The following is a 25,476-nucleotide window of genomic DNA, read 5'->3' on the forward strand; positions in this document are numbered from 1 at the left end:
GGATGCCTAATTCGAGCGAATCGGGCAATAACGGTCGCTCATCTGTCTCGAATTCGTGTAAAGGGCAAGCGTAGAGCGGGTTACCGACGGGTCGGCCCGAGTAGGTGGACGTATGCGGAACAGGTTGACGACGAATGAACTTTCGGGCGCAGGAACCGGTGAGGGGGGCGGTCATGTCGATGCTTAAGGGAGCCAACACCGCGGTGCAGGCACAGCGCGTCCGCGTCGAGCTGGGATGGCGTCAGGGGCCGGGCGTCCCGGACATCGACGCCTCTGCGCTGCTTCTGGAGGGCGGCAGAGTCCGCTCCGACGCGGACTTCGTCTTCTACAACCAGCCCGCACACGCCTCGGGAGCCGTACGCCACGAGGGCAAGCGGACCGCTCAGGGCGCCGCCACCGACGTCGTCGCCGTCGATCTCGACCGCGTCGAGGCCGCGGTCGACCGGGTCGTGCTGGCCGCGTCCGCCGACGGCGGCACCTTCGGCCAGGTGCCCGGGCTGCACATCCGCGTCCTGGACGCGGCGTCCGGCGCCGAGCTGGCCCGTTACGACAGCCAGGACGCGACCGTCGAGACGGCATTCGTCCTCGGGGAGCTGTACCGCCGGCAGGGAGCGTGGAAGTTCCGCGCGGTCGGCCAGGGGTACGGCACCGGACTCGCGGGCCTCGCCACGGACTTCGGCATCACCGTGGACGAGCCCCAGCGCCCCGCGGCGCCAGCTGTCACGGCGCCCCCGCCGCAGGCCGCCGCCCCGGCCCCCGTCGCCCCCGCCTCACCCGTCGCGGCTCCGCCGCCGCCTTCCGTTCCGCCCGCGACGACCGCCGCCCCGACCGCCCCGGTACGGCTCTCCAAGATCACCCTGACGAAGGAGGCCCCGTCCGTCTCGCTGACGAAGCAGGGCGGCACCTCGGGCGCGATGCGCGTGAACCTGAGCTGGCAGGTGCGCAAGCAGTTCCAGGGCTGGGGCGCCAAGCTCGGCCGCGCCGTCGCGCTCCACGGCGACCTCGACCTCGACCTGTGCGCGCTGTACGAACTCACCGACGGCCGCAAGGGTGTTGTCCAGGCCCTGGGCAACGCCTTCGGCGCCCTGCACCAGCCGCCGTACATCCATCTCGACGGCGACGACCGCACCGGCGGCACACCCGGCGAGAACCTCACCATCAACCTCGACCACCAGAGCGCCCTGCGCCGGGTCGTCATCTTCGTGACCATCTACGAGGGCGCGCGGAGCTTCGCCGACCTCGACGCGACGGTGACGCTGCAGCCCCAGCACGGCGCCGCCATCGACTTCTCCCTCGGCGAGTGCACCGTGCCCTCCACTGTCTGCGCCCTCGCCCTCATCACGAACACCGGCTCGGACCTCGTCGTCCAGCGCGAGGCCCACTTCCTCGTGCCCGACCGGGGCGTCAGCCCGCAGCGCACCGTCGACCACGCCTACGGCTGGGGCATGAACTGGACACCGGGCAGGAAGTGACGCCCGCGCGGCGGTCGTTCAGCGGTCGGGCGCGGCCTCGGGCCGGGCGTACGTACGCCCCTTCCAGGCCGCGCCGCGGCCCCGGTAGTGCTGCACCGCCGAGTCGACGGTCATCAGCAGGTACAGCAGCGCGGTGAACGGCAGCGTGGGCGCCAGCAGCAGTGGCTGGCGGTAGTAGCGCAGCATCGGCACGTACGTCCCCGCCATCACGGCCCAGGCGAGACCGGCCGCCCAGGCGGCGACCGGGTCTCCCGCCGCCGCGGCGGCCACCAGTACGACGGGGGGCACGAGATAGACGAGCGCGAGCCCCGCCACCGTGGCCGCGAGCACCAGCGCGTTGTGCCGCAGCTGCGCGTACGCGCTGCGGGACACCATCTGCCACAGGTCCGCGAGCCGCGGATACGGCCGCACGCTGTCCACCCGGTCCGCGAGCCCCAGCCAGATCCGGCCGCCCGCACGCCGCACGGCGCAGGCCAGTGAGACGTCGTCGATGACAGCGTGCCGGATCGACGCCGGGACGTTCGCGCGCGCCGCGGTTTCGGTGCGCAGCAGGACGCATCCGCCGGCGGCGGCGGTCGTCCGCGCGCCGTCCCGGTTGATCCAGCGGAAGGGGTAGAGCTGCGCGAAGAAGTAGACGAACGCCGGGACCACGAGGCGCTCCCAGCCGCTCTCGACGCGCAGCCGCGCCATCTGCGACACGAGGTCGTACCCACCGACCGGGCCGCCGCCACGGGCGGGCCCGCCGGTCTCCCCGGCCCCTGCCGCGTCGCGGGAGGCGTCGGGGCCGCCCGGCTCGTCGCTTCCGTGGGCGGCGGCCACCAAGTCGCGCAGGCTGTCCGGCTCGTGGGCGATGTCTGCGTCCGTCAGCAGCAGGAACTCCGGGCTGTTCGCGCGGGCCACGGCGATCCCGTGCCGCAGTGCCCACAGCTTCCCCGTCCAACCGGGCTCCGGTTCGCCCGGTGTGACGACCCGCAGCGGCAGCCCGCCGTGCCGCGCGGCGAGGGAGCGCGCCACCTCACCGGTGCCGTCACTGCTGTTGTCGTCGACGAGCACGATCTCGGCGCGGCCCAGGTACCGCTGCCCCAGCAGGGACGGGAGGCTGTCCGGCAGGACCGCGGCCTCGTCACGCGCCGGCACCACGACGGCGACAGCCGGCCACACGGCGGGGTCGGTCCGCCGGGGCAGGCGCTGATCAGTACGCCAGAAGAACCCCTGGCCGAGCAGCAGCCAGCACCACGCGGCCAGCGATCCGAGGGCGGTCCACGCAAGGGCGCTCATGCGTCGCAGTCTGCCCCACACCGGATGGGACACAGCGGCGGTCGACTATGGTGACCGGGTGAAGATCGCGCTTATGGACTCCGGAATCGGCCTCCTCCCGGCGGCCGTCGCGGTACGCCGACTGCGGCCCGACGCCGACTTGGTCCTTTCCTCCGACCCCGACGGCATGCCGTGGGGACCGCGTACGCCCGCCGACATCACCAAGCACGCGCTCGCCGTGGCGCTCGCCGCGGCCGCCCAGCGCCCCGACGCGCTGATCATCGCCTGCAACACCGCGTCGGTACACGCCCTGCCCGCGATCCGGGCGGCCCTGGAGCCCGATCTGCCCGTCGTCGGCACCGTGCCCGCGATCAAGCCCGCCGCGGCCGGCGGCGATCCGGTCGCCATCTGGGCCACCCCCGCCACCACGGGCAGCCCGTACCAGCGCGGACTGATCAACGAGTTCGCCGACTCCGTCGCCGTCACCGAGGTCCCCTGCCCTGGTCTCGCCGACGCGGTCGAAAGCGCAGACGAGGCCGCGATCGACAAGGCGATCGCCGCCGCGGCGGCGCTCACCCCGCCGCACGTCAGGACCATCGTCCTCGGCTGCACCCACTACGAACTCGTCGGGGAACGCATCCGCGCGGCCATCGAGGCCGTCGGTGCCGGTCCCCTCGTCCTCCACGGTTCCGCGGAGGCGGTCGCGGCCCAGGCCCTGCGCCGCAGCGGTGCCGTTCCCGCGCCGGATGCCGCACCGAGCGGCCGCCTCACGGTCCTGCAGAGCGGCCGGGAGTCGGAACTGCCTCCCGCCGCCCTCGGCTACGCAGAAGGCCGCCTGCTCCAGGCCGTCACTCCGGCGGTCTGACGCCGCCGGTTCGCGTGGGGACCACGGACCGGCCCGCCCGCGGACGTCACGCTCCGTGATGTCCCGGCCGTGCTGTGTACGGGCATGGTGGGTACGCTGCATATATGAGGCACCGCCGCATGGGGCCGGCCTTCGACCCCATTCCCGAAGTCTGGACCGGCCGAGCGACCAACCGTATGCAGTGGTTGCTCGCGGTGGCGGGTGCCGCCTGCCTGGCGCTCGGTATCAAGCTCGCCGTCGGGGCCAACTGGCAGGCGGGCATCACGGCCCTGCTGATGGCGGTGATCGGCTGCGTCGCGGCCGGCCTGCTGATGCTCTACGGGACGCTCGCCTTCGTCCGCGTGGAGGTGACCATTGACCGGGAGGCCCTCGAAGTGCGCTGCGGACATGTGGGCCTGCCGCGTAAGCGCATCCCTCTCGGCGAGGTCGTACGGGCGGACTACGACCCGAAGGTCACCCCGCACCAGTGGGGCGGCTGGGGCTGCCGCTGGCGTCCGGAGAGGGGCACGGCGTGGGTCGTGCGGCGCGGCGAGGGCATAGTGCTGACGCTGGAGAACGGTGAGACGTTCACGGTGACCGTCGACAACGCGAAGACGGCCGTGCGCGTCATCCGGGACCGCCTCGACCGGTCGCCCACCGATCCCGTCCCGCACGTCTGAGCCGGCGGCCGGGACCCCTAGTACTCCAGTGCGGTTTCGTGATCTATCCAGCAGGTTCGTCGGCGGATCGTCGTCGGTAGTGGCTGCGACGGGCTGTTGCCTGGTGGTGTCTGCGCCAGTGGGACCAGTGCAGCAGTCTGGCCGCGGTCACGGTCGATGGGTGGAAGACGGCGGTGAGCAGGTGGCGGATTTCCGGGAGGGTCAGCGTGATCGGATCGCGGCTGCGGGCGGGGTGGTGCTGTGCATCGGCGGGCCGTTCGGGGCCGCGTCGGCGGCGAGGGCGGTCAGCGGGGTGTGTCGTCCTCGGCCTGGCAGAGCGCGGCGCCGAGAGTGCTGCGGCGGTAGTAAACGTGGCGGCCGTGACGAGTGCGGTCGACGAGGCGGGCTGCGGCGAGGACGGACAGGTGCTGACTGACGGCGGCGGGGGTGACGTTCAGTCGGTGGGCGAGTTCCGTGGTGGTGGCCGGTTCGGCGAGGAGGACCAGCAGCCAGGCGCGGGGGCGGCCGAGCAGGTGCTCCAGGGCGTGCGGGGCGGCGGGATCGGGTCGTTCGGCCAGGAGAGCCGTGCCGCGGGCGGTGTAGACGATGTGGGGCGGGGCGTCGTGGCCGAGCATGGTGGAGACGCCGTCGACGAAGCAGCTGGGGGTCAGAAGCAGGCGGCGGCCGTCGATGGGGATGTCGGCGGTGGTGCCGGCCCCAGGCCCCTGCCGGTGGATGCTCAGGACGCCGTCCTGCCAGGTGAGTCGCTCGCTGATACCGGCGAACAGCAGGCCGGCTCCATGCTCGGCCAGGACCCGGGCCCGGTAGGCGAGATCTGCTTCGAGGAGTGAGCGCAGGCGGGGCCACAGGGGCAGCAGGCAGGCGTCCCAGTACGTCTCCAGCGCGTCGGTGATCTCGGCCAGGAGTCCGGCCGGGTCGCGCAGGCCAGCGGCGAGCCGGGGCGGGACCGGTTCGCCGAGCGGTACGAAGGTCTGCTCCAGGTCGGGGCCGAGCAGGGCCGGGTCGGTGGCGCGCAGGGCGGCGAACTCCGCCCTGATGTCGGGTGCGGGCACGGCGGGGCGAGGGGTGAGGAGGTCCGGGACCCAGTAGCGCCGCCGGGCCACGAGGGCGGTCAGCAGCTCGTGGTCGAGCTGTTCGAAGACCGGCCGCAAACCCGCGAAGGCGCCTCTCATATGGGGCATGCGGGAGGCGTGCGGCCCCCACATACGCAGGCTGAGGACGGTCTCCTGCAGGGGGGAATACGCGAAGGAGGTAGCGGCGAGGTCGGCCAGGCCTAGGCGGAAACGAATCATTAAGCCCCAGTCTTAATCCATTCCGGCCCGTCGGCGCGCGGGCTTGGCTGATGGCCATGAGCACCGCACCGCCGTCCTCCTCCCCTCTCCCTCCTCCGGCTCCGCCCCGACCCCGGCCCAGTGGAGAGAAGCCCGGACTCGTTGCCGATCCCGTCGTACGGTCCCTGGGCCTCCTGATCGTCGTCAACGCGACGGGCAACGGCCTGTTCCTCGCCATCAGCACACTCTGGTTCACCCGCGGCCTCGGCTACTCCACGGGCCAAATCGGCCTCGCGCTCACCCTCGCCGGACTGTGCGGCGTCCTCGCCGCCTACCCCGCGGGCCGGTCCGCCGACCGGTACGGCGCCAAGCGGGTCCTCGCCGTCCTGCACGTGTTCCAGGCCGCCGCGATGGCCGGGTTCGCCCTCGTCGACACCTATCCCGCATTCGTCCTGCTGGCGTGCGCGGTCACCGCCGGAAGCAGGGCCAACGCCGCCGTGCGCGGCGCCCTGTACGCGCACAGCCTGCCGGCCGCCACCCGCACCCCCGCCCTAGGTCTGCTCCGCGCCGTCAACAACGCGGGCATCGGCGCGGGCGCGGCCCTCGGAGCCGGAGTCGCGGCCCTCGACCACCACGGGGCCTACCAGGCCGCGATCCTCGTCGACGCCCTCACCTTCCTGCTGGCACTGCTTCCATTGCGCGCGGTCCCCGCCGTACACCCGGCCACAGGAGGATCCGCTGGCCGGCCCGGCGCCGCTGACCGGACCGGCGGCTCCGACCGGCCGGACAGCTCCGGTCTCCCCGGTCGCCGTCCGGGCGCGCTGCGCGACCGCCCCTACCTCGCCGTCACGGCGCTCAACGCGATCGTCAACATGCTCTACGTCGTCCTGGAGGTCGCCCTCCCGCTGTGGCTCGCCGGCTACACGAGCGCCCCCCGTCCCCTGGTCGGCGTCCTCCTCGTCCTCAACACCGTCCTCGTCGTCGCCCTCCAGGTCCGGGCCAGCCGTGGCGTCACCGAGCTCCCCGCCGCCGCACGCGCCTTCCGCCTCGGTGGCCTGCTCACCGCCCTCGCCTGCGTCACGGCTGCCGCGGCCGCGCACCGCGCCCCGGCCGCCGCCACCGTGATCCTCCTGGCGGCCGTCCTGCTCCTGACCCTGGGCGAGGTCACCTCCCAGGCCGGCAGCTGGACGCTCGGCTACGCCCTGGCGCCCGATCACGCCCAGGGCGCCTACCAGGGCGTCTTCCAGACCGGGATCTCCCTCACCCAGGCTTTGGGTCCCGTCGTGGTCACCACGCTCGTTCTGCCGCACGGCACCGTGGGCTGGCTCGTGCTCGGCGCGGTCTTCAGCGGCGCGGCACTCGCCCTGCCGCCAACAGCACGCCGGGCCGAGCGGCACCGCCCCGCGCCACCCCCCTGACCTCGCACGATGATCCCTACCGGTGTGCGTGGTCCTCCCGGACGCCCGAAGGAGGACCCGTATCCCGGCGGTTCAGCGGCGGTGGGCCGCCCCATACTCGCGCAGGAACCAGGCTTCGACGTGAGCCATGTCCTCGACCTGGATGGGGCCGACGCTCTTGTCGGGGGGCGTGGATGAGGCAGCGCGGCTCCTCGACGCCTCCGCCCCCAGCCGAGGAAGACCAGGGGCTTGCTCTAGGACAGGCTTTTAGAAGCCGTATCTCAACCGAGCTTGATCGTGTGATTCCTACTGGTCAGGCATGGTTTCGCTCCGAGTGAGGGCCTGCGGCACACCGCCGCCGCCCTGCGCGTTGTGCCATCCGCACCGGGGTGAGTGGCGAAGCGCGAAGCGGGAGCCCGGCGCCACGCGTCGGGAGTTCCTGCGCACGGCCCAACCCAAAAAACTCGACCGGCGGCTCATGGAGCCGCCGGACTGCCGGTTCTGTCCTGAATGTCGTCCCGGCACCTGGGTTTGCGGCTCTGCCTGACCCACTGGAGCCGATGGAACAAGGTCCTGTTCAGAAAGAAAAACCTCAGCTACGAGGCGTGGGTGGCGTTGCAGACCGAGGCGCTTCCCGGCTACGGGGATTGCCTGGTTGCCGCCTGTGTCGGCCGGGCGGACAGTCCGCTGCGGCTGTGCTATGTCCATGACGAGCGCTACGCAACGACGGGCGGCAGGCCCGGGCGCTCATGCAGGACGAGGAAGCCAGCCATGAAGGATCCGAGGCGGTTGAGCAGTGTGCTCGTCCACAGTCGTCCCAAGGGGCGCGGCAGCTGAGACTGCCCGTCTCATCGCCCATCGGCCGGGGTGGGGGCGTGGCGGTCCAGGTGAACGGAGGCGGGTGCGTGGAGATCGCGTCGCCAGGCCGCCTCATCGGCAAGCGTTCCGGCGGTGCGGTACTGGTGGACCTGGGGGGCGTTGGGCAGGGCGTGGGCTACCTCGGCGACCGGTACCGGGCGGAATCCGAGCCGGGTCCAGAAGGGTCCGGCTCCCGTGGAGAACAGGTAGGCCGTGCGGACTCCTTGCGCAGCCGCGCCCGCGAGCGCGTGTTCGACCAGGCGTCGTGCGGCGCCGCAGCCACGCAGGTCGGGGCGGACGGCGACGATGCGCAGCAGCATGCCGTCGTCCTGGCATTCCCAGCCCAGGGCCACGGCTGGGCCCGCGGTGTCCCGGGTGAGCCAGTACTGGCTTCCGGGCGCGAGGACGTCCTTGGACGAAAGGCCCTGTCCGGTGAGGAAGGTGGCCAGCTCGCCCCCGTCCCACTCCGGCCGGGCCGGCCTGGGGAGCGGGAGGGGTTTGGCGTAGCAGCGGCTGAGCGTCTTGCGTTCGTACGGCGGGTAGTTGGAGACCCGCTGGTAGCCGGCGCGGGTGTACAGCGCGATGGCTTCGGGCTGGTGGACGGCCGTCTCCAGACGCATCTCGGGGTGACCGAGCGCGGTGGCGGTGCGTTCTGCCTCGGTCAGGAGCCGGGCGGCGATGCCTCGGCCACGGGCCGCTGGGGCGACGTACATGCGCTTGAGTTCGGCTGCGGTGTCCGGGGCGGGAAAGGGCTGTATGGCACAGCAGCCGATCGGGCGGCCGTCGGCCTCCGCGAGCAGGAAGCGGATGGCGGGGTGGAGGTGGGAGCCGCCGGTGCAGGGCTCGTCGGGGTAGCGGGCGGCGAGGTCGTCGTCGAGGGCGCGGACCAGCCGCGCCACGCTTGGATGATCGGCCGCGGCGGCGGTGATGGTGAGATCGGGGGCGGTCACAGGATGAGGTTCCCTTCGATGATCAGGTCCAGCTGCCTGTCCAGGACGCGCCGTTGGAGGTCGGGCGGGTAGGCGTCCGGATCGGTGATGGAGTTCAGGGCCAGGCCGTCCAGGCATACGACGAGGGCGCGCACCCGGGCCTCCAGGTCCCCCGGCTCCGGCTCGCCGGGGAGTGCGGCGCGCACCAGAGTGGTCAGCCGGCGTACCCAGGAGGCGTGGCTGAGGGAGTGCTCGCGCAGGAGTTCCGGGTCGGTGCGGGTGGTGAGCAGGAAGGACGACCACACGACGGCCTCCAGGTGCCGTTCCTCGTCCAGCGGCAATGCCTGCTCGGCGACGGCGTACAGGTGGGCGCGTGGATCTTCGTCCCGCATGGGCAGTGCGTCGATGCGGTCCGCCATGCGGCGATGCATGACGGACCTGGCGTGCGCCAGGAGCGCCTTCTTGTCACGGAAGTAGTGGGTGACCATGCCCGTCGTGCACCCGGCCGCGGCGGCGACCGCCCGCAGTGTCAGCCCCTCCAGCCCGCTCTCGCTCACCACCTGCCATACGGCACCGGAGATCTCGGAACGGCGCTGGGCATGGTCCACCTGTCGAGGCACGCGTCCCCCTTTTTTGCAAAACGAGCGTTGCGTAACGCATGTTACGCAATCGCGCCCGCCAAGGCCAGAGGGCGGCGCCCCTGCCCGTCGCGCCGCCCTCAACCGGCTTCGGCGGGGCCCCTGGCCATGGCATCGACCCGGGGGCCCGCCGCTCGGCGAGCCCGGCAGCCTCAGCGATCCGACTCCAGGACCGGGCCCGGGCCAGGGGTGTCGGTGTCGAAGGGCGGTGCTTCGTCGGTCCACTTCATCGCCGTGATCGTCGTGTAGCTCAGCAGCTCGCCCTTGCTCACACCGTCGCCGCTTTGGGTGGCCACCGTCTCGGTGCCCAGGGGCATGCCCGTGGACTTGTCGAAGATCAGGCGGAGTTCGGGGGCGGTCTCGTAAGGGCTGGGGAGGGCGACGGCGTAGCCGGTGCGGCCGGTGTGGTCCTTGACGTCGCCGAGGGAGCGCACGCCGGGTTCGGCGGCGAGGAGGCGGTAGGCGGCAGCGCGGAGTGCCGGGCTGGACGGAAGCGACGTGGCGAGTTGGCGGGCGGTACTGACGACGATCTGGTGCAGGCGGACCCGCAGGGTGACGGGTGAGCAGCTGACCACCGTGGCCGCCTGCGCCGGGGTCAGGCCCTGCCATGCGGAGAGGATCAGCAGTTCCCGATCGTCCTCCGGCAGGGTGGCCAGCGCCTTGAGCAGCGCGTTGCGCTCGGACACCTCCTCGGCGATGTCCGCCTCGGCGGGCTCCGCCCAGGACATCAACTCGGCGGCGAACGACGCGCGCCGGGCTTCCGCCCGGATGCTGTCCCGCAGAATGTTCCGTGCGACCACGAGCAGCCACGGCAGCGGCTGCTCGGGCACGTCGTCCAGCCTGCGCCAGGCCACGGTGAACGTCTCGCTGACCACACCGAGGTCCGCCGAAGACGAGCTGATCAAAGCCGCCGCGCGCCTGCCGGCGTCCCCCAGCGGCTGGGCCGGTCCTGCGGGGTGTGCGTCACCGACATCGCGGACCGGAACGCGAGAGGTCCGAGACCGTTCAGCCGCCCTCGCGGCAGATGACGAAGTCGGCGAAGGGATGCCGTCCGGGCCGGTCGCCGACCTCGTCGATCGCCGCACGGATGTCGCGCAGGTGGCCGACGGTCATCTCCAGGGGCGGCTCGTCCGGCTGGTAGGTGGTCCGGATCGGGTAGTCCACGCCGGGCTGGTCGGTCATCTCGATGTGACAGCCGAGGACGTGGGTGACCGTTCGGATGCCGGCGAACGCGATCAAGCGATCGACCGTCCGGCCGAAGGCGGCCCAGTCCTCCACGTACAACCGCCCGGGATACACCGTGTCGCCGGTGAGCAGGAATCCGGTGTACGGGTCGTAGTACGTGACGGCTGCCTTGTCGTGACCTCGGGTGGCCAGGCACTCCAGCACCCGGCCGCCGAGATCGACCCGGGCGACCCGGTCGGGGTCCTCGGTGAAGCCGAAGTACGTCCAGGCACTGTCCAGATCCGCCCCCACCACCGTGGTGCGGGGGCGCTCGGCGAACTGTGCGTCGCCCGCGACGTGGTCGTGGTGAGAGTGGGTGTGCAGGACCAGCAGGGCGTAGTCGTTCCGCGGATGCCCGGCCAGCCAGCGGCCGACCAACTCGTCGACGACCCGTCTCAGCGGGAAGAACTCGGCCGACTCGGTGGCTCCGGTGTCGATGAGTACGGCGCGCGCGTTGCCGAAGATCAGGAAAAGGAACGGCGCCTCGTAGTTGACCGCCTTGTTCTGCCGCAGGATGAACGTGTGCTCGTCGTACGCGTGGACCTGGATGTCGGGATCGGTGTTGTGCTTCGCCGACGGCGACCCGTGGATCCAGTCGACGTCCAGGGCGCGGGGCTCGGGTGCCTCGGACACGAAGTCGATCCACTGCCCGTGTACGCCCATGACGCCTCCTGAGAGCGTCGTCTTGTCGGGCCGGGTACGGCGCACATCTCGTCCGGGGCAGGCACTCGTGCACCTCCGCGCGGAATGTACTACGCCTGGACCATGCTGCTCAACGAACAGCATGTCCGGCGGGCGAGCGTGGCGGTGAGGCGACAGCGGGACTTGCCCGCCCGAGGCGGTGACCTGCTCCTTCGTCGCGCTGGCCGATGTGCTGAAATCCTGGGCTCCCGCCGGCGGCACAGGCTGGATGAATGAGGCCGGTGTTCTCAGTGGTTACAGTTCCGCCTGGCGCACGGCCTTCACCGACATGGTGGACGCGCTCCTCGACGACGCCGGGCGCTGGCAGTCCCGCTCGAGGTACCGCCCGCCGAGATGCGGAAGCTGGTGGCCGAGGGCGGCTACCCCCTCGACGAGGTGACCGAGCCCCGGCTGGTCCACTTCGACGTGTGGCCCGGCAACCGCCGCCTCCACCCACCGACCGTGACCGCGGCCAGACTGCTGTACTGGTCCCACTGGCGCAGACACCACCAGGCAACAGCCCGTCGCAGCCACTACCGACGACGATCCGCCGACGAACCTGCTGGATAGATCACGAAACCGCACTGGAGTACTAGGAGCTGTCCGGCGGGTCTTGGCCGGGGCCACGACGCTCCCCCAGGGCTTCGCCTGGGGGCACCCCCCAGGCGACGGCACCTCGCCGCGTTGCCATGCACCGCACCAGACGCCGCGTCCTGTCCGGCCCTGATCCACCGGACAGCCCCTAGTTCCCGTATCGATCCCGCTCACGGGCGAGCGTGCACGGTGACCGCACTGCCGGACGCACAGGTCACCGCCGTAGACTCCGGCACGTGAGCGCCACCATCACCGCAGTCGACACCCCGCAGCCCGCCCGCGCGCCCGGCCGCCCGCTGATCCGGCGGCTCGTACGGCCCGGTGCCGCAGCGCTGTCCGGGGTGCTGCTCTACCTGAGCTTCCCGCCGAGGCCCCTGTGGTGGCTGGCGCTCCCGGCGTTCGCGCTGCTCGGCTGGACCCTGCGAGGCCGGCGGCTGTGGGCGGCGCTGGGCCTCGGCTACCTGACCGGACTGGGCTTTCTGGTCCCGCTGCTCGTCTGGACCGGCGAGGAGGTCGGCGCGGTCCCGTGGCTGGCGCTCGCCGCCGTCGAGGCGCTGTTCGTCGCGGTCGCGTGCGTGGGCATGGCAGCCGTCTCGCGACTGCCGGCGTGGCCGGTGTGGGGCGCGGCGGTGTGGATCGCCGGAGAGGCGGCCCGCGCGCGGGTGCCGTTCGGCGGCTTCCCGTGGGGGAAGATCGCCTTCGGGCAGGCGGACGGCTTCTTGCTGCCGCTCGCGGCCGTCGGCGGCACACCCGTACTGAGCTTCGCCGTCGTCCTGTGCGGACTGGGGCTGTACGAGACCGCGCGGCAGGTGGCCGTCCACCGCCGCAGCCGCGCCGTGCGGCGCGGCACGGCGGCCGCCGCACTGCTCAGCCTCGTGCTGCCTGTCGTGGGAGCCCTGTGCGCCCGGCCGCTCGTCGACGACTCCGCCGAGGACGGCACCGCGACCGTCGCCGCCGTCCAGGGCAACGTGCCCCGTCTCGGCCTCGACTTCAACGCCCAGCGCCGGGCGGTCCTCGACAACCACGCGCGCCGCACGCAGGAGCTGGCGGCCGACGTGGCCGCGGGCAGGGTGCCGCAGCCCGACTTCGTCCTGTGGCCGGAGAACTCCTCCGACCTCGACCCCTACCGCAACGCCGATGCCCGCCTCGTCATCGAGGACGCCGTCAAGGCGATCGGCGTCCCGACCGTCGTCGGTGCCGTGCTCACCCCCGAGACGGGCCCGCTCCGCAACACGCTGATCGAGTGGGATCCGCGCCGGGGGCCCGTCGACACCTACGACAAGCGCCACGTCCAGCCGTTCGGCGAATACATCCCGCTGCGTTCGTTCGTACGGATCTTCAACTCCGACGTCGACCGCGTCCAGCGCGACTTCGGTCCGGGCCACGAGGTCGGCGTCTTCGACCTGGCCGGCACGAACGTCGGGCTCGTCACCTGTTTCGAGGCGGCGTTCGACGACGCGGCCCGTGACACGGTCACCCACGGTGCGCAGCTCATCTCCGTACCCAGCAACAACGCCACCTTCGGCCGCAGCGAGATGACCTACCAGCAGCTGGCGATGTCCCGCGTGCGGGCCGTGGAGCACAGCCGGTCCGTCGTCGTCCCCGTCACGAGCGGCGTGAGCGCCGTGATCATGCCGGACGGGGAGATCGTCCAGGAGACGCGGATGTTCACGCCCGACGCGCTCGTCGCCGATGTGCCGCTGCGCTCCTCCCTCACGCCCGCCACCCGGCTCGGCGTCTGGCCCGAGGCGGCCCTGCTGCTCCTCGCGGCCGGGGCTCTGGGCAAGGCCGTCACCGATGCCGTACGCAACCGGCGCGGGCGGGCGGCCGCCGGGGCCGAGCGGAGCGCCGACGCCTGACCACGCGGTGCGGGCTGGCGGCTGCGGGAGCGCCGACGCCTGACCACACCGCCCGGGGCCGGGCGGCGGCGGCCCGCTAGGGTCGCGGGCATGGGCACGCCTGACTTCATCCGTGAGATCCGGGCCACCGCAGGCCACCAGCTGCTGTTCCTGCCGGGGGTGAGCGCCGTCGTCCTCGACGACCAGGGGCGCGTCCTGCTCGGCAGACGCGCGGACACCGGGAAGTGGTCGATCATCGGCGGCATCCCGGAGCCGGGGGAGGAGCCGGCCAGGACCGCGGAACGCGAGGTGTTCGAGGAGACGGCCGTACGGTGCGTCGCCGAGCGGGTCGTCCTCGTGCAGGCACTGCCCGATCCGGTCACGTATCCCAACGGAGACCGCTGCCAGTACATGGACATCACCATGCGCTGCCGGGCCGTGGGCGGCGACGCCCGGGTCAACGACGACGAATCGCTCGAGGTGGGCTGGTTCCCGATCGACGCGCTGCCGGAGCTCAAGGAGTTCGCCCTGTTCCGGATCAAGCAGGCGCTGACCGAGGGACCGGCATGGTTCCACCCCACCGGCGAGCAGTGAAGCCAGCATGGTTCCACCCCATTATTGAGCAGTGAACTATGGGCGCTGACCACATCGGTCGGGGATTGATCGCTGCCTAGGGTGCACACCATGACCGCGCCCACCACATCAGGCCCCGCAGAGCCCTCCGTCTCCCTCGACCTCGGCGGCCGCACCGCCCTGGTCACCGGTGCCGCGGGCGGCATCGGCCACGCCTGCGCGCTGCGGCTCGCGGCCGCGGGCGCCAAGGTCAGAGCCGTCGACCGCGACGCCGAGGGGCTGGCCGCGCTGGTGGACCAGGCGCACGGGCTCGCCGGGGCCGTGGAGGCGCGGGTGGTCGACCTCACCGACCTCGACGCCGCCGAGGCCGTCGCCGCGGGCACGGACATCCTCGTCAACAACGCCGGACTCCAACTCGTCCGTCCCATCGAGGAGTTCCCGCCGGACGTCTTCCACACCGTGCTCACCGTCATGCTGGAGGCGCCGTTCCGCCTGATCAGGGGCGCGCTGCCGCACATGTACGCGCAGGGGTGGGGTCGGATCGTCAACATCTCGTCCGTGCACGGGCTGCGTGCCTCCGCCTACAAGTCGGCCTATGTGGCCGCCAAACACGGCCTGGAGGGCCTCTCCAAGACCGCGGCCCTCGAAGGCGCGTCCCACGGAGTGACGTCGGTGTGCGTCAACCCGGGCTATGTGCGCACACCCTTGGTCGAGAAGCAGATCGCCGACCAGGCGGCCGCACACTCCCTGCCCGAGGAACGCGTCCTCACCGACGTGCTGCTCAAGGACTCCGCGATCAAGCGCCTCGTCGAACCGGACGAGGTCGCGGAGGCCGTCCTGTACCTGTGCTCGCCGCACGCCGCGTTCATCACGGGCACCTCGCTGGCCCTCGACGGCGGATGGACCGCCCATTGACGGCGGACGGGCCTGCCGGAGGCGGCCGCCCGGTTGTCCACAGGGGTGGCGCGACCCCGCCCGCGGCGGGTAATCCTGTCCCCATGTCCCTGGATCAAGCCGCCTACCTGGAGCTCCTCGCCCACGGCGCCCCTGTCGAGGCGTACGACAGGCCCGTGCTCCTCGCGCGGGCGCACGGCGTCGGCGCCGCGTCGCTCGCCGCCATCGAGCACGCCAAGCAGCTCGCGCTGCGAGTGCGTGCCGAGCTCGAGGGACGCAGGCGGCGGGAGGCGGAGCTGTCCGCGCTCTTCGAGACCGCGCACGACCTGGCCGGTCTGCGCGACCTCGACGCGGTGCTGCGCGCGATCGTGCAGCGCGCCCGGTCCCTCCTGGGCACCGAGGTCGCCTATCTGAGCCTCAACGACCCCGTCGCCGGCGACACGTACATGCGGGTCACCGAGGGGTCGGTCTCGGCGCGTTTCCAGCAGGTCAGGCTCGGGATGGGAGAGGGCCTCGGCGGCCTCGTCGCCCAGACCGCACGCCCCTATGTCACCGAGAGCTACTTCGACGACGCCCGGTTCGAGCACACCGGACCCATCGACGCCGCGGTCAGGGACGAGGGGCTGGTCGCCATCCTCGGCGTGCCGCTGACCCTCGGCAGCCAGGTCATCGGCGTGCTGTTCGCCGCCGACCGACGCGCCCGCGTCTTCGAACGGGAGCAGGTCGCGCTGCTCGCCTCGTTCGCCGCCCACGCCGCCGTGGCCATCGACACGGCGAACCTGCTCGCCGAGACGCGCTCCGCCCTGTCCGAGCTGGAGCGGGCCCACGCCATCATCCAGGAGCACAGCGGCGTCATCGAGCGCGCGTCGGACGTGCACGACCGGCTCACCGAACTGGTGCTGCGCGGTGGGGGAGTCGACGACGTGGCCGCGGCACTCTCGGAAGTGCTGGGCGGCACGGTCGAGTTCACCGAAGACGGCCCGCATGCCACCGCGGCGGACGGCCGCGCCGGCCGGCACGGCGACGACTGGGTCGCCGAAGTCTCCGCGGGCGGCGAGGTGTTCGGTGCCCTGGTGCTGCGCGGCCACCCCGATCTCGACCCCGTGGACCAGCGCACCCTGGAGCGGGCCGCCATGGTCACCTCGCTGCTCCTGCTGGCCCGCCGTTCCGCCCACGATGCTGAACAGCGGGTACGCGGAGAGCTGCTGGACGACCTGCTGGACGCGCCGGACCGCGACCCCCGCCTGCTGCGCGAGCGCGCCGCCCGGCTCCGCGCCGACCTGGACGTGCCCCACGTGGTGCTGGCAGCGCGGATCGACGGCCCGGACACCGGCTCCGCAGCGGGCCCACAGTCGGCCGCCCGCGAGAGCGCGGACCGACAGCGGCTGTGGTCGGCCGCCTCGCACCTGGCCGCCACCCGGTCCGGCCTCGCCGCGGCGCGGGACGGCGGTGCCGTCCTGCTCCTCCCGCTCGGCTCCGACGACACCCCGGCCTCCCTAGCCCGCCAGACCGCACGCCAACTGGGCGGCACCCTGCGCGAGTCGGTGACGGTCGGTGCCTCGTCCACCGTGGCGTCCCCGGCCGGAGACCCCGCACCGATAGCCGGCGCCTACGAGCAGGCGCGGCGCTGTCTGGACGCGCTGCGCCTCCTCGGCCGCTCCGGGCAGGGCGCGGCCGCCGAGGACCTGGGCTTCCTCGGACTGCTGCTGGCCGACCCCGGCGACATCGACGGCTTCGTGCACCGCACGATCGGCGAGGTCGTCGAGTACGACAGGCGCCGCGGCACCGACCTGGTCGGCACCCTCGACGCGTACTTCGCCAGCGGCATGAGCCCCGCGCGCACGAAGGACGACCTCCACGTCCATGTGAACACCGTGGCCCAGCGACTCGAGCGCATCGGCCGGCTCCTGGGCCCCGACTGGCAGACACCGGCCCGCTCCCTGGAGATCCAGCTGGCGCTGCGGCTGTTCGGGATGTCCTCGGCGGTGGCGCACCGGGACTGACACCGGCCGCTCCGGCGACGGACCAGGGCGCCCACCACACCGAAGCCGCGCTGGACCGATGAGGTCTCGCGCGGCTTCCGTGTGGTGCTGCTGGGGTGCTGCTCAGGCTCAGGCGGTACGGGTGGCATCCGCCGGCCGGGAGGAAGCGGTGTCCGCGACGTCGTCGGAGCCGGACTCCACCTCGTTGAGATTCCGGTGCCTGGTCTCGCTGGCGCAGGCGATGGCCACCACGGTGAGCAGGGCGGCGGCGATGACGTACAGGGCGATCGGTGTCGACGAGTTGTAGTCGGCGAGCAGGGCCGTCGCGATGAGCGGCGCGGGGGCACCGGCGGCGACGGAGGAGAACTGCGCGCCGATCGACGCCCCGGAGTAGCGCATGCGCGTCGCGAACATCTCGGAGAAGAACGCCGCCTGCGGCGCGTACATCGCCCCGTGCAGCACCAGACCGACGGTCACGGCCAGCAGCAGCGACCCGAAGCTCGCGCGGTCGATCAGCGCGAAGAACGGGAACATCCACGCGCCCACCCCTATGGCGCCGATGAGGTAGACGGGCCGGCGGCCCAGCCGGTCCGACAGCGCGCCCCAGAGCGGGATCACCGCGAAGTGAACGGCCGAGGCGATGAGTACGGCGTTGAGCGCCGTCTGCTTGCTCATCTCCACGGCGGTCGTCGCGTAGACGAGGATGAACGCGGTGATCACGTAGTAGCTGATGTTCTCCGCCATGCGCGCGCCCATGGCGACCAGCACATCCCGCCAGTGGTGACGCAGCACGGCGACGATCGGCATCTTCTCCACCTGACCGGCGGCCGCCTTGCGCTGCTCGGCCTGGGCCAGGGCGGCCTTGAAGACGGGCGATTCATCGACAGAGAGACGAATCCACAGACCGACGATCACCAGTACACCGGAGAGCAGGAACGGGATCCGCCATCCCCACGAGGTGAACGCGGCGTCCGAGAGCAGCGCGGTGAGTGCGGAGAGCACGCCGGTCGCGAGCAACTGCCCGGCCGGAGCGCCGGTCTGCGGCCACGAGGCCCAGAAGCCGCGCCGTTCGGCGTCCCCGTGCTCCGACACGAGCAGGACGGCCCCGCCCCATTCGCCACCGAGTGCGAAGCCCTGCACGAGGCGAAGGACGGTGAGCAGCACGGGCGCCGCGCTCCCGATGGTCGCGTGCGTGGGCAGCAGCCCGATCGCGAACGTGGCCCCGCCCATCATCAGCAGGCTGAGCACCAGCAGCTTCTTGCGCCCGAGCCGGTCACCGTAGTGCCCGAAGACGAGCGCTCCGAGCGGCCGGGCGGCGAAGCCGACCGCGTAGGTGAGGAAGGACAGCAGGGTTCCGACGAGCGGGTCGCTCTGGGGGAAGAAGAGCTTGTTGAAGACCAGCGCGGCGGCCGAGCCGTAGAGGAAGAAGTCGTACCACTCGATGGTCGTGCCGATGAGGCTCGCGGCGACGATGCGCTTGAGCGAGTTCGGCGCTGGTGGAGCGGATGCGGGGGCGGCCATGGACACCACTTCCGGACAGTTGGCGGGGACGATTCCGTGTCGCCACACCGTAGAAACAGGCAGGTCACGGGCACATGTGGTGGGACACCATAGTTCTGGGTGCGGGAGTGCGCGCGCCCGCCATGCCGGCTTGCGGAGTGGTGGCTCAGAGGCTCGAAGACGGACGAAGAAAGCGCCGTCCGGGAAGAGCCGGTAGGCCCACCACCCCAACCTGGTCGTGCCCAGAGCCATCCAGGCGCCGATCAACCCGTACGTGCCGCAGGCCATGACCGGCGACGAGGTCGAGGAGAATCATCGAGGGGTTCGTCCGGGTGCCGCACAGGGGCAGAAGCCGCTGTCGGTGCTGATCACGGCTGGTCAGCGAGGCGACTCGCCGCAGTTCGAGCCGGACCTGGACGCGACCCGGGTGCCCCGGATCGGATGAGGGCGGCCCCGCAGCCGGCCAGATCGGGTGCGGGCCGACAAGGCGTGCGACTCCCGCAGCAACCGGGGCTACCTGCGCAGACGCAGGATCAAGGCGACCATCCCGGTTCCGGCAGACCGCGTCCGCAACCGTCGGAAACTCGGCTCCCGGGGCGGTCGGCCGCCGACGTCCGACGAGATGGACTACCGCGAGCGGCGTGCCGTCGAGTGCGGGATCAATCGCCTCAAGCGCCACCGGGCCGTGGCCACGAGATACGACTGCGAGGAGGTGGGGGTGCCGCCTCCGGTGGTGGTCTGGCCCCCGACCGTGACCAGCATGACCCAGCGCACCTGTCCACGTCACCACACCACTGGCCTCAGCGAGGAAGTGGTGCTTGCTGTGGACACCCACAAGGACGTCCACGCGGCCGCAGTGGTCACCAGCACCGGAGCACAGCTGGACAGCCGCACGTTCCCCACCACGAGGGACGTGGGTTGCCCGCGGTCGGGGTCTTGACGGGCCACAGTACGGGGCCTGGCTGAGGACCGTCGGGAGCGGGCCGGGGCTTGTCCACGACCGTCCAGGAGCCCCCTTCCAGCCAACGGTCGGTGCGTGACTTCAACACCCGTGTACTTCAGCGGAGTTGGGGGTCAGTGTGATCAAGGCCGATCTACGTCCGGTACCGGCGCGCGCCGTCCAGGACCCGGTGTGGGGGACTCGCGGTGCAGGCCGAGTCTCCGCCGGAGCCTGGTGCGGGCTCGGTCTTGACAGGAGGCCGCACTGGAGCTTCCCTATTCATGTTGCGTATCACGCTACTGTTGTGTGATACGCAACCAGGCGCATGGTATGGCTCTGACTTCCCTACACTGCGGAGTAGCGCTACAGATGACTCGCAAGCCACCTGCCGAGGACCCCGGCGACGCCCGACTGCGGGTCGGCCCCCCGAAGGAGTACGCCGCCGGCCTCCCCGCGGTCACCTCCTCGCTGCGGCACGCCGGCGAACAGATGGGGGCCCGCCGCAGCCTGCTCACCCTGCTGCGGGTCAATCAGAAGGAGGGCTTCGACTGTCCGGGCTGCGCCTGGCCCGAGCCGGACCACCGGCACAAGGCGGAGTTCTGCGAGAACGGGGCCAAGGCCGTGGCCGAGGAGGCCACCGTACGCCGGGTGACCCCGGACTTCTTCGCCGAGCACACGCTGGAGGATCTGCTCCCGCGCAGCGACTACTGGCTCGGGCAGCAAGGACGCCTCACCCACCCCATGTACCGCCCGGTCGGCGGCGACCGCTACCGGCCGATTTCCTGGGACGACGCGTTCGCCGTGATCGCCCGCGAACTTGCCGCGCTCGATCACCCGGATCAGGCCGCCTTCTACACCTCCGGACGGGCGAGCAACGAGGCCGCGTTCCTCTACCAGCTCTTCGTCCGCGGCTTCGGTACCAACAACTTGCCGGACTGTTCCAACATGTGCCACGAGTCCAGCGGCTCGGCCCTGGTGGAGACCATCGGCATCGGCAAGGGCAGCGTCAGCCTGGAGGACCTCTACGAGGCCGACCTCATCCTTGTGGTGGGACAGAACCCCGGCACCAACCACCCCCGGATGCTCTCCGCGCTGGAGGAGGCCAAGCAGCGGGGCGCCCGCGTCATCGCGGTCAACCCCCTGCCCGAGGCCGGGCTGCTCCGGTTCAAGAACCCCCAGAAGCCCTCCGGCGTCATCGGCGGCGGCACCAAGCTGGCGGACCAGTTCCTGCAGATCAGGCTGGGCGGCGACCAGGCACTCTTCCAGGCCTTCAACCGCATGCTGCTGGAGGCGGAGGACGAGGCACCCGGCACCCTGGACACCTCCTTCATCGAGCGGTACACGCACGGCTTCGAGGAGTTCGCCGAGCACGCCCGCAAGGCATCGTGGGACGACATCCTTCAGGCCACCGGTCTGCCCGAGGAGGAGATCCGGACCGCGTTCGGCCATGTGCTCGCCGCCAAGAAGATCGTCGTCTGCTGGGCGATGGGACTCACCCAGCACAAGCACTCCGTGCCCACCATCCGGGACGTCGTCAACTTCCTCCTGCTGCGCGGCAACATCGGCCGCCCCGGCGCCGGCCTCTGCCCGGTGCGCGGCCATTCCAACGTGCAGGGCGACCGCACCATGGGCATCTACGAGAAGCCGGACGCCGCCTTCCTGGACCGGCTCGGCGCCGAGTTCGCCTTCACACCCCCGCGCCACCACGGTCACGACGCGGTCGACAGCATCCGCGCCATGCGCGACGGGGACGTAAAAGTCTTCGTCGCGCTGGGCGGCAACTTCGTCGCCGCCGCCCCCGACACCGACCTGACCGAGCAGGCATTGCGGAGGTGCCGTCTCACCGTCCAGATCTCGACCAAGCTCAATCGCTCCCATGTCATCGCCGGGGAGCAGGCCCTCATCCTCCCGTGCCTCGGCCGGACCGAGGCCGACCTGCGGCCGAGCGGACCCCAGCTGGTCACGGTGGAGGACTCCATGGGCATGGTGCACCTCTCGCGGGGGCGGCTCGCGCCCGCGTCCGAGCACCTGCTGAGCGAGGTCGCGATCATCTGCCGGATGGCACAGGCCACCCTCGGCGAAGCGGACCCGCAGGTGCCGTGGGAGGAGTTCGAGTCGGACTACGACCGCATCCGCGACCGCATCGAACGCGTGATCCCCGGCTTCGAGGACTTCAACACCCGGGTACGGCAGCCGGGCGGCTTCGCCCTGCCCCACCCGCCCCGCGACGAGCGCCGGTTCACGACCGCCACCGGCCTGGCGAACTTCACCGTCAACCTGCTGGAGAGCCCCAAGGTCCCGCCGGGCCGGCTGCTGCTGCAGACGCTGCGCTCCCACGACCAGTACAACACCACCATCTACGGCCTGGACGACCGCTACCGCGGCATCCACCAGGGCCGCCGGGTCCTCTTCCTGCACCCCGACGACCTCACCGAGCGAGGCCTCGCCGACGGGGACCTCGTCGACATCGTCAGTGAGTACGGGGACGGTGTGGAGCGCCGGGCGCATGCCTTCCGGGTGGTGCCGTACCCGACACCCCGGGGCTGCTGCGCCGCCTATTTCCCCGAGACCAACGTCCTCGTACCCCTGGATTCCACGGCGGTCATCAGCAACACCCCCACGTCGAAGTCCATCGTCGTCCGGCTGGAACCGGGGTCCGCCGACGCCTAGGGCCTCTCGTTTGGATCATGCCGGGCTCGCGGGCCCTGGCACGCACGCTCGCCGCGTTGTCGTCGGTCGCCATGGCTCCGCCATTGTCTCCCTCCTCCGCCTTGCGATCGCACGCACCAGACCCCGCTCACTGATCCGGCCTGATCCAAACGAAAGACCCTAGCCCAGCCGCCCAACGGCGGGCGCGCATCGCCCCGCCGTTCGCCCGTTCCCCTCCGGAGAGGTGGTGACCGATGAGTGGACGCCTGTATGACCTCGCCCCGCTGGCCCGCTTCGGCGATCTCGTCGCCACCGACCTCCGGGACGTGACCAGCGACCCCGCGGCCCTCGACTCCACCGGGTTCTGGGCCGTGGTCGCCGACTTCGAGGGGCGCCTGATCTGCGCGCACTTCGGGGACGTACGCCGGGCGCGTGCCCGCCGCCGAGCCCGGCACGTGGCGCGGGCCGGACCCGGACGCCTGGACGTCCTCCCGACCGGGCCGCCGACACCGCCGGGGTCCGGCCCCGCGGCGGAGCCGCATAATCGATGCTGCCGCGAGCACATCGCGGCCGGCGAGGTGTACCAGGCCAACCCGTGCCGCGTCCTGTCCGCGCCGCTGCCCGACCCGGAGCGCGCCGACGTCGACGCCCTCACAGCCTTACTGGCGCTCGGCAACCCCGCGCTGCGCATCATCGCGCTGGAGACCGTGCCCCGCGGCCCGTACTGCGGCGGCGTGGGCTGGGTCGACGCCGACCGCGGCACGGGGCAACTCGCCGTAGCCATCCGCACGTTCTGGATCGACCGCACCGCTCCTGGCGGTCCGTTGCTGCACTTCGGTACCGGGGCCGGGATCACCTGGGGCTCCGATCCCGAGCGCGATGGGCCGAGACCCGGCTGAAAGCGCGGCGGCTGGTCACGGTGGCCGTCGGGTCCGTACCGGCGCGGCATGCGCATGCCCTCCCGCGCCGGCAGCTGACGGTTCGTTCGGCAGGCGTCGCCGCGCGCGGCCGTCCGTGGTGACGGGTCGGTTGCGGTCGGACAACTCAGCACGTCCGACCCCTTGACAGCCGTCCCCGGGGCCCAGATGGTTGTTGCTCATAGTGAATTTTTATGCATTATTCGCAACGACGCACCATGGCGGCCGCTCCGCCTCCCCTTCTCTCGTCGTTCTCCCATCCGCTCCGGCGTGCCGGGTCAGGCGGAATCACCGACGAGTTCCCCTGTCGTCGTCCGCGACGAGGTCTCCACTGCCGTCTGTGGAAAGGACGAGCTGATGAACAAAACCCTCGAAAGGGATGAGAGCCGTAGCCATCCCGTCGAAGCGGTTCCGCCAGGAAGTCCGGCGGTATCCGCCGGCCCCCGGACCGACCTGATCGTCTTCGGTGTCGCCGCGGCCCTCACCCTCGCCTTCGTCCTGTGGGGAGCCACCGCGACCGACACGCTGGAGAGCGTGTCCGGGAAGCTGCTGGACGGGACGATCCGCAACGGCGGCTGGGCCTTCGTCCTCGCCGCCTCGGGCTTCGTGGTCTTCGCCCTCTGGCTGGCGGTCAGCCGCTACGGGCGGATCACCCTGGGCGAGGAGGGTGAGCAGCCCGAGTTCCGCACGGTCTCGTGGATCGCCATGATGTTCAGTGCGGCCATGGGCATCGGCCTGATGTTCTACGGCGTGAGCGAACCGCTGTCCCACTTCGTCACGCCGCCGCCGGGCACCGACCCGGCCGACGCCAACCAGGCCATGGAGACCGCCATGGCCACCACCCTCTTCCACTGGACGCTGCACCCGTGGGCGATGTACGCGGTGGTGGGACTGGCGATCGCCTACAGCACCTTCCGGCGCGGCCGCCGACAGCTGATCAGCGCGGTGTTCACCCCGCTGATCGGCGAGAAACGGGCGAACGGCTGGGGTGGCCGGGTCATCGACATCCTCGCCATCTTCGCCACCCTCTTCGGCTCCGCGGCCTCCCTGGGGCTCGGTGCCCTGCAGATCGGCAGCGGCTTCACCGGGCTGGGCTGGATGGGATCCGTCGGCACCGGTCTGCTGGTCGCCGTGATCGCGGTGCTGACCGTGGCGTTCGTCGCCTCGGCGGTGTCCGGGATCGCCAAGGGCATCCAGTGGCTGTCCAACATCAACATGGTGCTGGCGGTGTCGCTGGCGGTCTTCGTGTTCCTCGTCGGCCCGACCGTCTTCATCCTCGACCTGCTGCCCACCTCCATAAGCGCCTTCTTCGGCGACCTCGCCCAGATGGCCGGGCGTACCGAGGCGTCGAGCGGTGAGGGTGTCGCCGACTGGCTGGCCGGCTGGACGGTCTTCTACTGGGCGTGGTGGATCTCCTGGACGCCCTTCGTCGGCATGTTCATCGCGCGCATCAGCCGTGGCCGGACCATCCGGCAGTTCGTCGGCGGGGTCATCCTGGTCCCCAGCACCGTCAGCCTGCTGTGGTTCGCCGTTTTCGGCGGCTCAGCGATGCACCTGCAGGACGGGAAGCGCCTCAACGACGCCTCGACCGCTCAGGGCCAGCTCTTCGACGTGCTCCAGCAGTACCCGATCGCCACGGTGACGAGCGTGGTCGTGATGATCCTCGTCGGGATCTTCTTCGTCTCCGGCGCCGACGCCGCCTCGATCGTGATGGGCACGCTCTCGCAGCGCGGATCCCTGGAACCGACCCGGGGCATCGTCATCTTCTGGGGCGTGCTGACCGGCGCGGTGGCCGCGGTCATGCTGCTCATCGGCGGCGGCAAGGGCGACGCGCTCACCGGACTGCAGAACCTCACCATTCTGGCGGCGGCCCCCTTCACCGTGGTGATGGTCGGCCTGTGTGTCGCGCTCACCCGCGATCTGCGCCAGGACCCGCTCATCATCCGCGGGCGCATAGGCAAGGAAGCCATCGAAACGGCCGTCATCGCCGGCCACGAGAAGTACGACGGCGACTTCGAACTCCGCATCGGCCCCGTCGCGTGCAACGACGGCACGGAGGACGCGCAGTCCCAGGAGTCCGCGCAACCGACGCAGTCCACATCCTCCTCCGCCCGCTGAGGTCGGAGGACCCCTCGCCCGGCGGGGCCGTGGCACCGACATGGTCGGCCACGGCCCCGCCGGGCGTTCTCGCTGCTCCGACCGCGATCCCGCCCGGCTGAGGGAACCTCGTCGCGCTCCTTGACCCCCGGTCGGCGCTCAACCATGCTGTGTTGCGACACGTGAGATGCGTGCCGTAATAAGCAACACCTGATTCAAGTCTCGAACCAGCCGAGGAGTG

The 25,476-nt window shown here is 71.5% G+C and carries 21 protein-coding genes, 1 pseudogene and 1 riboswitch; of the genes and pseudogenes, 15 read left to right on the forward strand and 7 right to left on the reverse strand.

The window, feature by feature from the left end; genetic code table 11:
* The first annotated feature begins 173 nt into the window (after positions 1 to 173).
* Positions 174 to 1,472 (forward strand): TerD family protein, encoded by a 1,299-nt coding sequence (locus ACF08N_RS23160; protein WP_392326558.1) that lies wholly within the window; start codon positions 174 to 176, stop codon positions 1,470 to 1,472.
* Positions 1,473 to 1,490: 18 nt separating this feature from the next.
* Here the strand turns inward: ACF08N_RS23160 and ACF08N_RS23165 are convergent, their stop codons facing one another.
* Positions 1,491 to 2,750: a glycosyltransferase gene (locus tag ACF08N_RS23165; RefSeq protein WP_392326559.1), complete on the reverse strand. Its 1,260-nt coding sequence runs from the start codon at positions 2,748 to 2,750 to the stop codon at positions 1,491 to 1,493.
* A 58-nt stretch (positions 2,751 to 2,808) separates the two neighbouring features.
* Between ACF08N_RS23165 and ACF08N_RS23170 the strand changes: the two genes are divergently transcribed.
* Together ACF08N_RS23170 and ACF08N_RS23175 are read left to right on the forward strand one after the other, a co-directional pair.
* Positions 2,809 to 3,594, forward strand: coding sequence for a glutamate racemase (locus ACF08N_RS23170; RefSeq protein WP_392326560.1), 786 nt, complete (start codon positions 2,809 to 2,811; stop codon positions 3,592 to 3,594).
* A gap of 104 nt (positions 3,595 to 3,698) precedes the next feature.
* Positions 3,699 to 4,253 (forward strand): hypothetical protein, encoded by a 555-nt coding sequence (locus tag ACF08N_RS23175; RefSeq protein ID WP_392326561.1) that lies wholly within the window; start codon positions 3,699 to 3,701, stop codon positions 4,251 to 4,253.
* 284 nt (positions 4,254 to 4,537) lie between these two features.
* On the opposite strand, the gene ACF08N_RS23180 is transcribed toward ACF08N_RS23175, so the two are convergent.
* Positions 4,538 to 4,867, reverse strand: coding sequence for an ArsR/SmtB family transcription factor (locus tag ACF08N_RS23180; RefSeq protein ID WP_392326610.1), 330 nt, complete (start codon positions 4,865 to 4,867; stop codon positions 4,538 to 4,540).
* 212 nt (positions 4,868 to 5,079) lie between these two features.
* On the opposite strand from ACF08N_RS23180, the gene ACF08N_RS23185 reads away from it, so the two are divergent.
* Together ACF08N_RS23185 and ACF08N_RS23190 are read left to right on the forward strand one after the other, a co-directional pair.
* Entirely contained in the window at positions 5,080 to 5,145 is a 66-nt protein-coding gene (locus ACF08N_RS23185; protein ID WP_392326611.1) for a hypothetical protein, read from the forward strand.
* A gap of 456 nt (positions 5,146 to 5,601) precedes the next feature.
* Positions 5,602 to 6,942, forward strand: coding sequence for an MFS transporter (locus ACF08N_RS23190; RefSeq protein WP_392326562.1), 1,341 nt, complete (start codon positions 5,602 to 5,604; stop codon positions 6,940 to 6,942).
* 827 nt (positions 6,943 to 7,769) lie between these two features.
* Here the strand turns inward: ACF08N_RS23190 and ACF08N_RS23195 are convergent.
* The 4 genes from ACF08N_RS23195 to ACF08N_RS23210 all read right to left on the reverse strand — a co-directional run bounded on the left by ACF08N_RS23195 (position 7,770) and on the right by ACF08N_RS23210 (position 11,233).
* Positions 7,770 to 8,729 carry a GNAT family N-acetyltransferase gene (locus ACF08N_RS23195; protein WP_392326563.1) on the reverse strand — a complete coding sequence of 320 codons (960 nt, stop codon included), beginning with the start codon at positions 8,727 to 8,729 and terminating at the stop codon, positions 7,770 to 7,772.
* Positions 8,726 to 9,328, reverse strand: coding sequence for a TetR/AcrR family transcriptional regulator (locus ACF08N_RS23200; protein ID WP_392326564.1), 603 nt, complete (start codon positions 9,326 to 9,328; stop codon positions 8,726 to 8,728). Before ACF08N_RS23200 ends, ACF08N_RS23195 begins: the two co-directional genes overlap by 4 nt.
* A gap of 170 nt (positions 9,329 to 9,498) precedes the next feature.
* Positions 9,499 to 10,251 carry an RNA polymerase sigma factor gene (locus ACF08N_RS23205; RefSeq protein ID WP_392326565.1) on the reverse strand — a complete coding sequence of 251 codons (753 nt, stop codon included), beginning with the start codon at positions 10,249 to 10,251 and terminating at the stop codon, positions 9,499 to 9,501.
* Positions 10,252 to 10,351: 100 nt separating this feature from the next.
* A complete protein-coding gene (locus ACF08N_RS23210; RefSeq protein WP_392326566.1) occupies positions 10,352 to 11,233 on the reverse strand; it encodes an MBL fold metallo-hydrolase in 882 nt (293 codons plus the stop codon).
* An 11-nt stretch (positions 11,234 to 11,244) separates the two neighbouring features.
* A riboswitch (guanidine-III (ykkC-III) riboswitch) is annotated at positions 11,245 to 11,312 on the reverse strand.
* 293 nt (positions 11,313 to 11,605) lie between these two features.
* Between ACF08N_RS23210 and ACF08N_RS23215 the strand changes: the two genes are divergently transcribed.
* The 5 genes from ACF08N_RS23215 to ACF08N_RS23235 all read left to right on the forward strand — a co-directional run bounded on the left by ACF08N_RS23215 (position 11,606) and on the right by ACF08N_RS23235 (position 17,153).
* Positions 11,606 to 11,821, forward strand: coding sequence for a hypothetical protein (locus ACF08N_RS23215; RefSeq protein ID WP_392326567.1), 216 nt, complete (start codon positions 11,606 to 11,608; stop codon positions 11,819 to 11,821).
* Between the two features lie 260 nt (positions 11,822 to 12,081).
* Positions 12,082 to 13,704: an apolipoprotein N-acyltransferase gene (lnt, locus tag ACF08N_RS23220; RefSeq protein WP_392326568.1), complete on the forward strand. Its 1,623-nt coding sequence runs from the start codon at positions 12,082 to 12,084 to the stop codon at positions 13,702 to 13,704.
* Positions 13,705 to 13,794: 90 nt separating this feature from the next.
* Positions 13,795 to 14,277 (forward strand): NUDIX domain-containing protein, encoded by a 483-nt coding sequence (locus tag ACF08N_RS23225; protein ID WP_392326569.1) that lies wholly within the window; start codon positions 13,795 to 13,797, stop codon positions 14,275 to 14,277.
* Between the two features lie 90 nt (positions 14,278 to 14,367).
* On the forward strand, positions 14,368 to 15,171 hold the full coding sequence (locus ACF08N_RS23230) for a 3-hydroxybutyrate dehydrogenase (RefSeq protein ID WP_392326570.1): 804 nt from the start codon (positions 14,368 to 14,370) through the stop codon (positions 15,169 to 15,171).
* Between the two features lie 83 nt (positions 15,172 to 15,254).
* Complete coding sequence (locus tag ACF08N_RS23235) at positions 15,255 to 17,153, forward strand: helix-turn-helix domain-containing protein (protein ID WP_392326571.1); 1,899 nt, start codon at positions 15,255 to 15,257, stop codon at positions 17,151 to 17,153.
* Positions 17,154 to 17,261: 108 nt separating this feature from the next.
* Here the strand turns inward: ACF08N_RS23235 and ACF08N_RS23240 are convergent, their stop codons facing one another.
* Positions 17,262 to 18,653, reverse strand: a complete 1,392-nt coding sequence (locus ACF08N_RS23240; RefSeq protein WP_392326572.1) for an MFS transporter — start codon at positions 18,651 to 18,653, stop codon at positions 17,262 to 17,264.
* A 217-nt stretch (positions 18,654 to 18,870) separates the two neighbouring features.
* On the opposite strand from ACF08N_RS23240, the gene ACF08N_RS23245 reads away from it, so the two are divergent.
* The 5 genes and pseudogenes from ACF08N_RS23245 to ACF08N_RS23265 all read left to right on the forward strand — a co-directional run bounded on the left by ACF08N_RS23245 (position 18,871) and on the right by ACF08N_RS23265 (position 25,256).
* Positions 18,871 to 19,077 carry a hypothetical protein gene (locus tag ACF08N_RS23245; RefSeq protein WP_392326573.1) on the forward strand — a complete coding sequence of 69 codons (207 nt, stop codon included), beginning with the start codon at positions 18,871 to 18,873 and terminating at the stop codon, positions 19,075 to 19,077.
* Between the two features lie 27 nt (positions 19,078 to 19,104).
* A complete protein-coding gene (locus ACF08N_RS23250) occupies positions 19,105 to 19,572 on the forward strand; it encodes a hypothetical protein (RefSeq protein WP_392326574.1) in 468 nt (155 codons plus the stop codon).
* 369 nt (positions 19,573 to 19,941) lie between these two features.
* Entirely contained in the window at positions 19,942 to 22,242 is a 2,301-nt protein-coding gene (locus ACF08N_RS23255) for an FdhF/YdeP family oxidoreductase (protein ID WP_392326575.1), read from the forward strand.
* 245 nt (positions 22,243 to 22,487) lie between these two features.
* Positions 22,488 to 23,242 (forward strand): annotated as a pseudogene (locus ACF08N_RS23260) (chorismate-binding protein).
* 253 nt (positions 23,243 to 23,495) lie between these two features.
* The gene (locus ACF08N_RS23265) at positions 23,496 to 25,256 is read left to right on the forward strand and encodes a BCCT family transporter (protein WP_392326576.1); all 1,761 of its coding nucleotides are present in this window, start codon (positions 23,496 to 23,498) and stop codon (positions 25,254 to 25,256) included.
* Positions 25,257 to 25,476 lie beyond the last annotated feature (220 nt).

This window comes from Streptomyces sp. NPDC015127 (assembly GCF_043080095.1).
Lineage (GTDB): Bacteria > Actinomycetota > Actinomycetes > Streptomycetales > Streptomycetaceae > Streptomyces.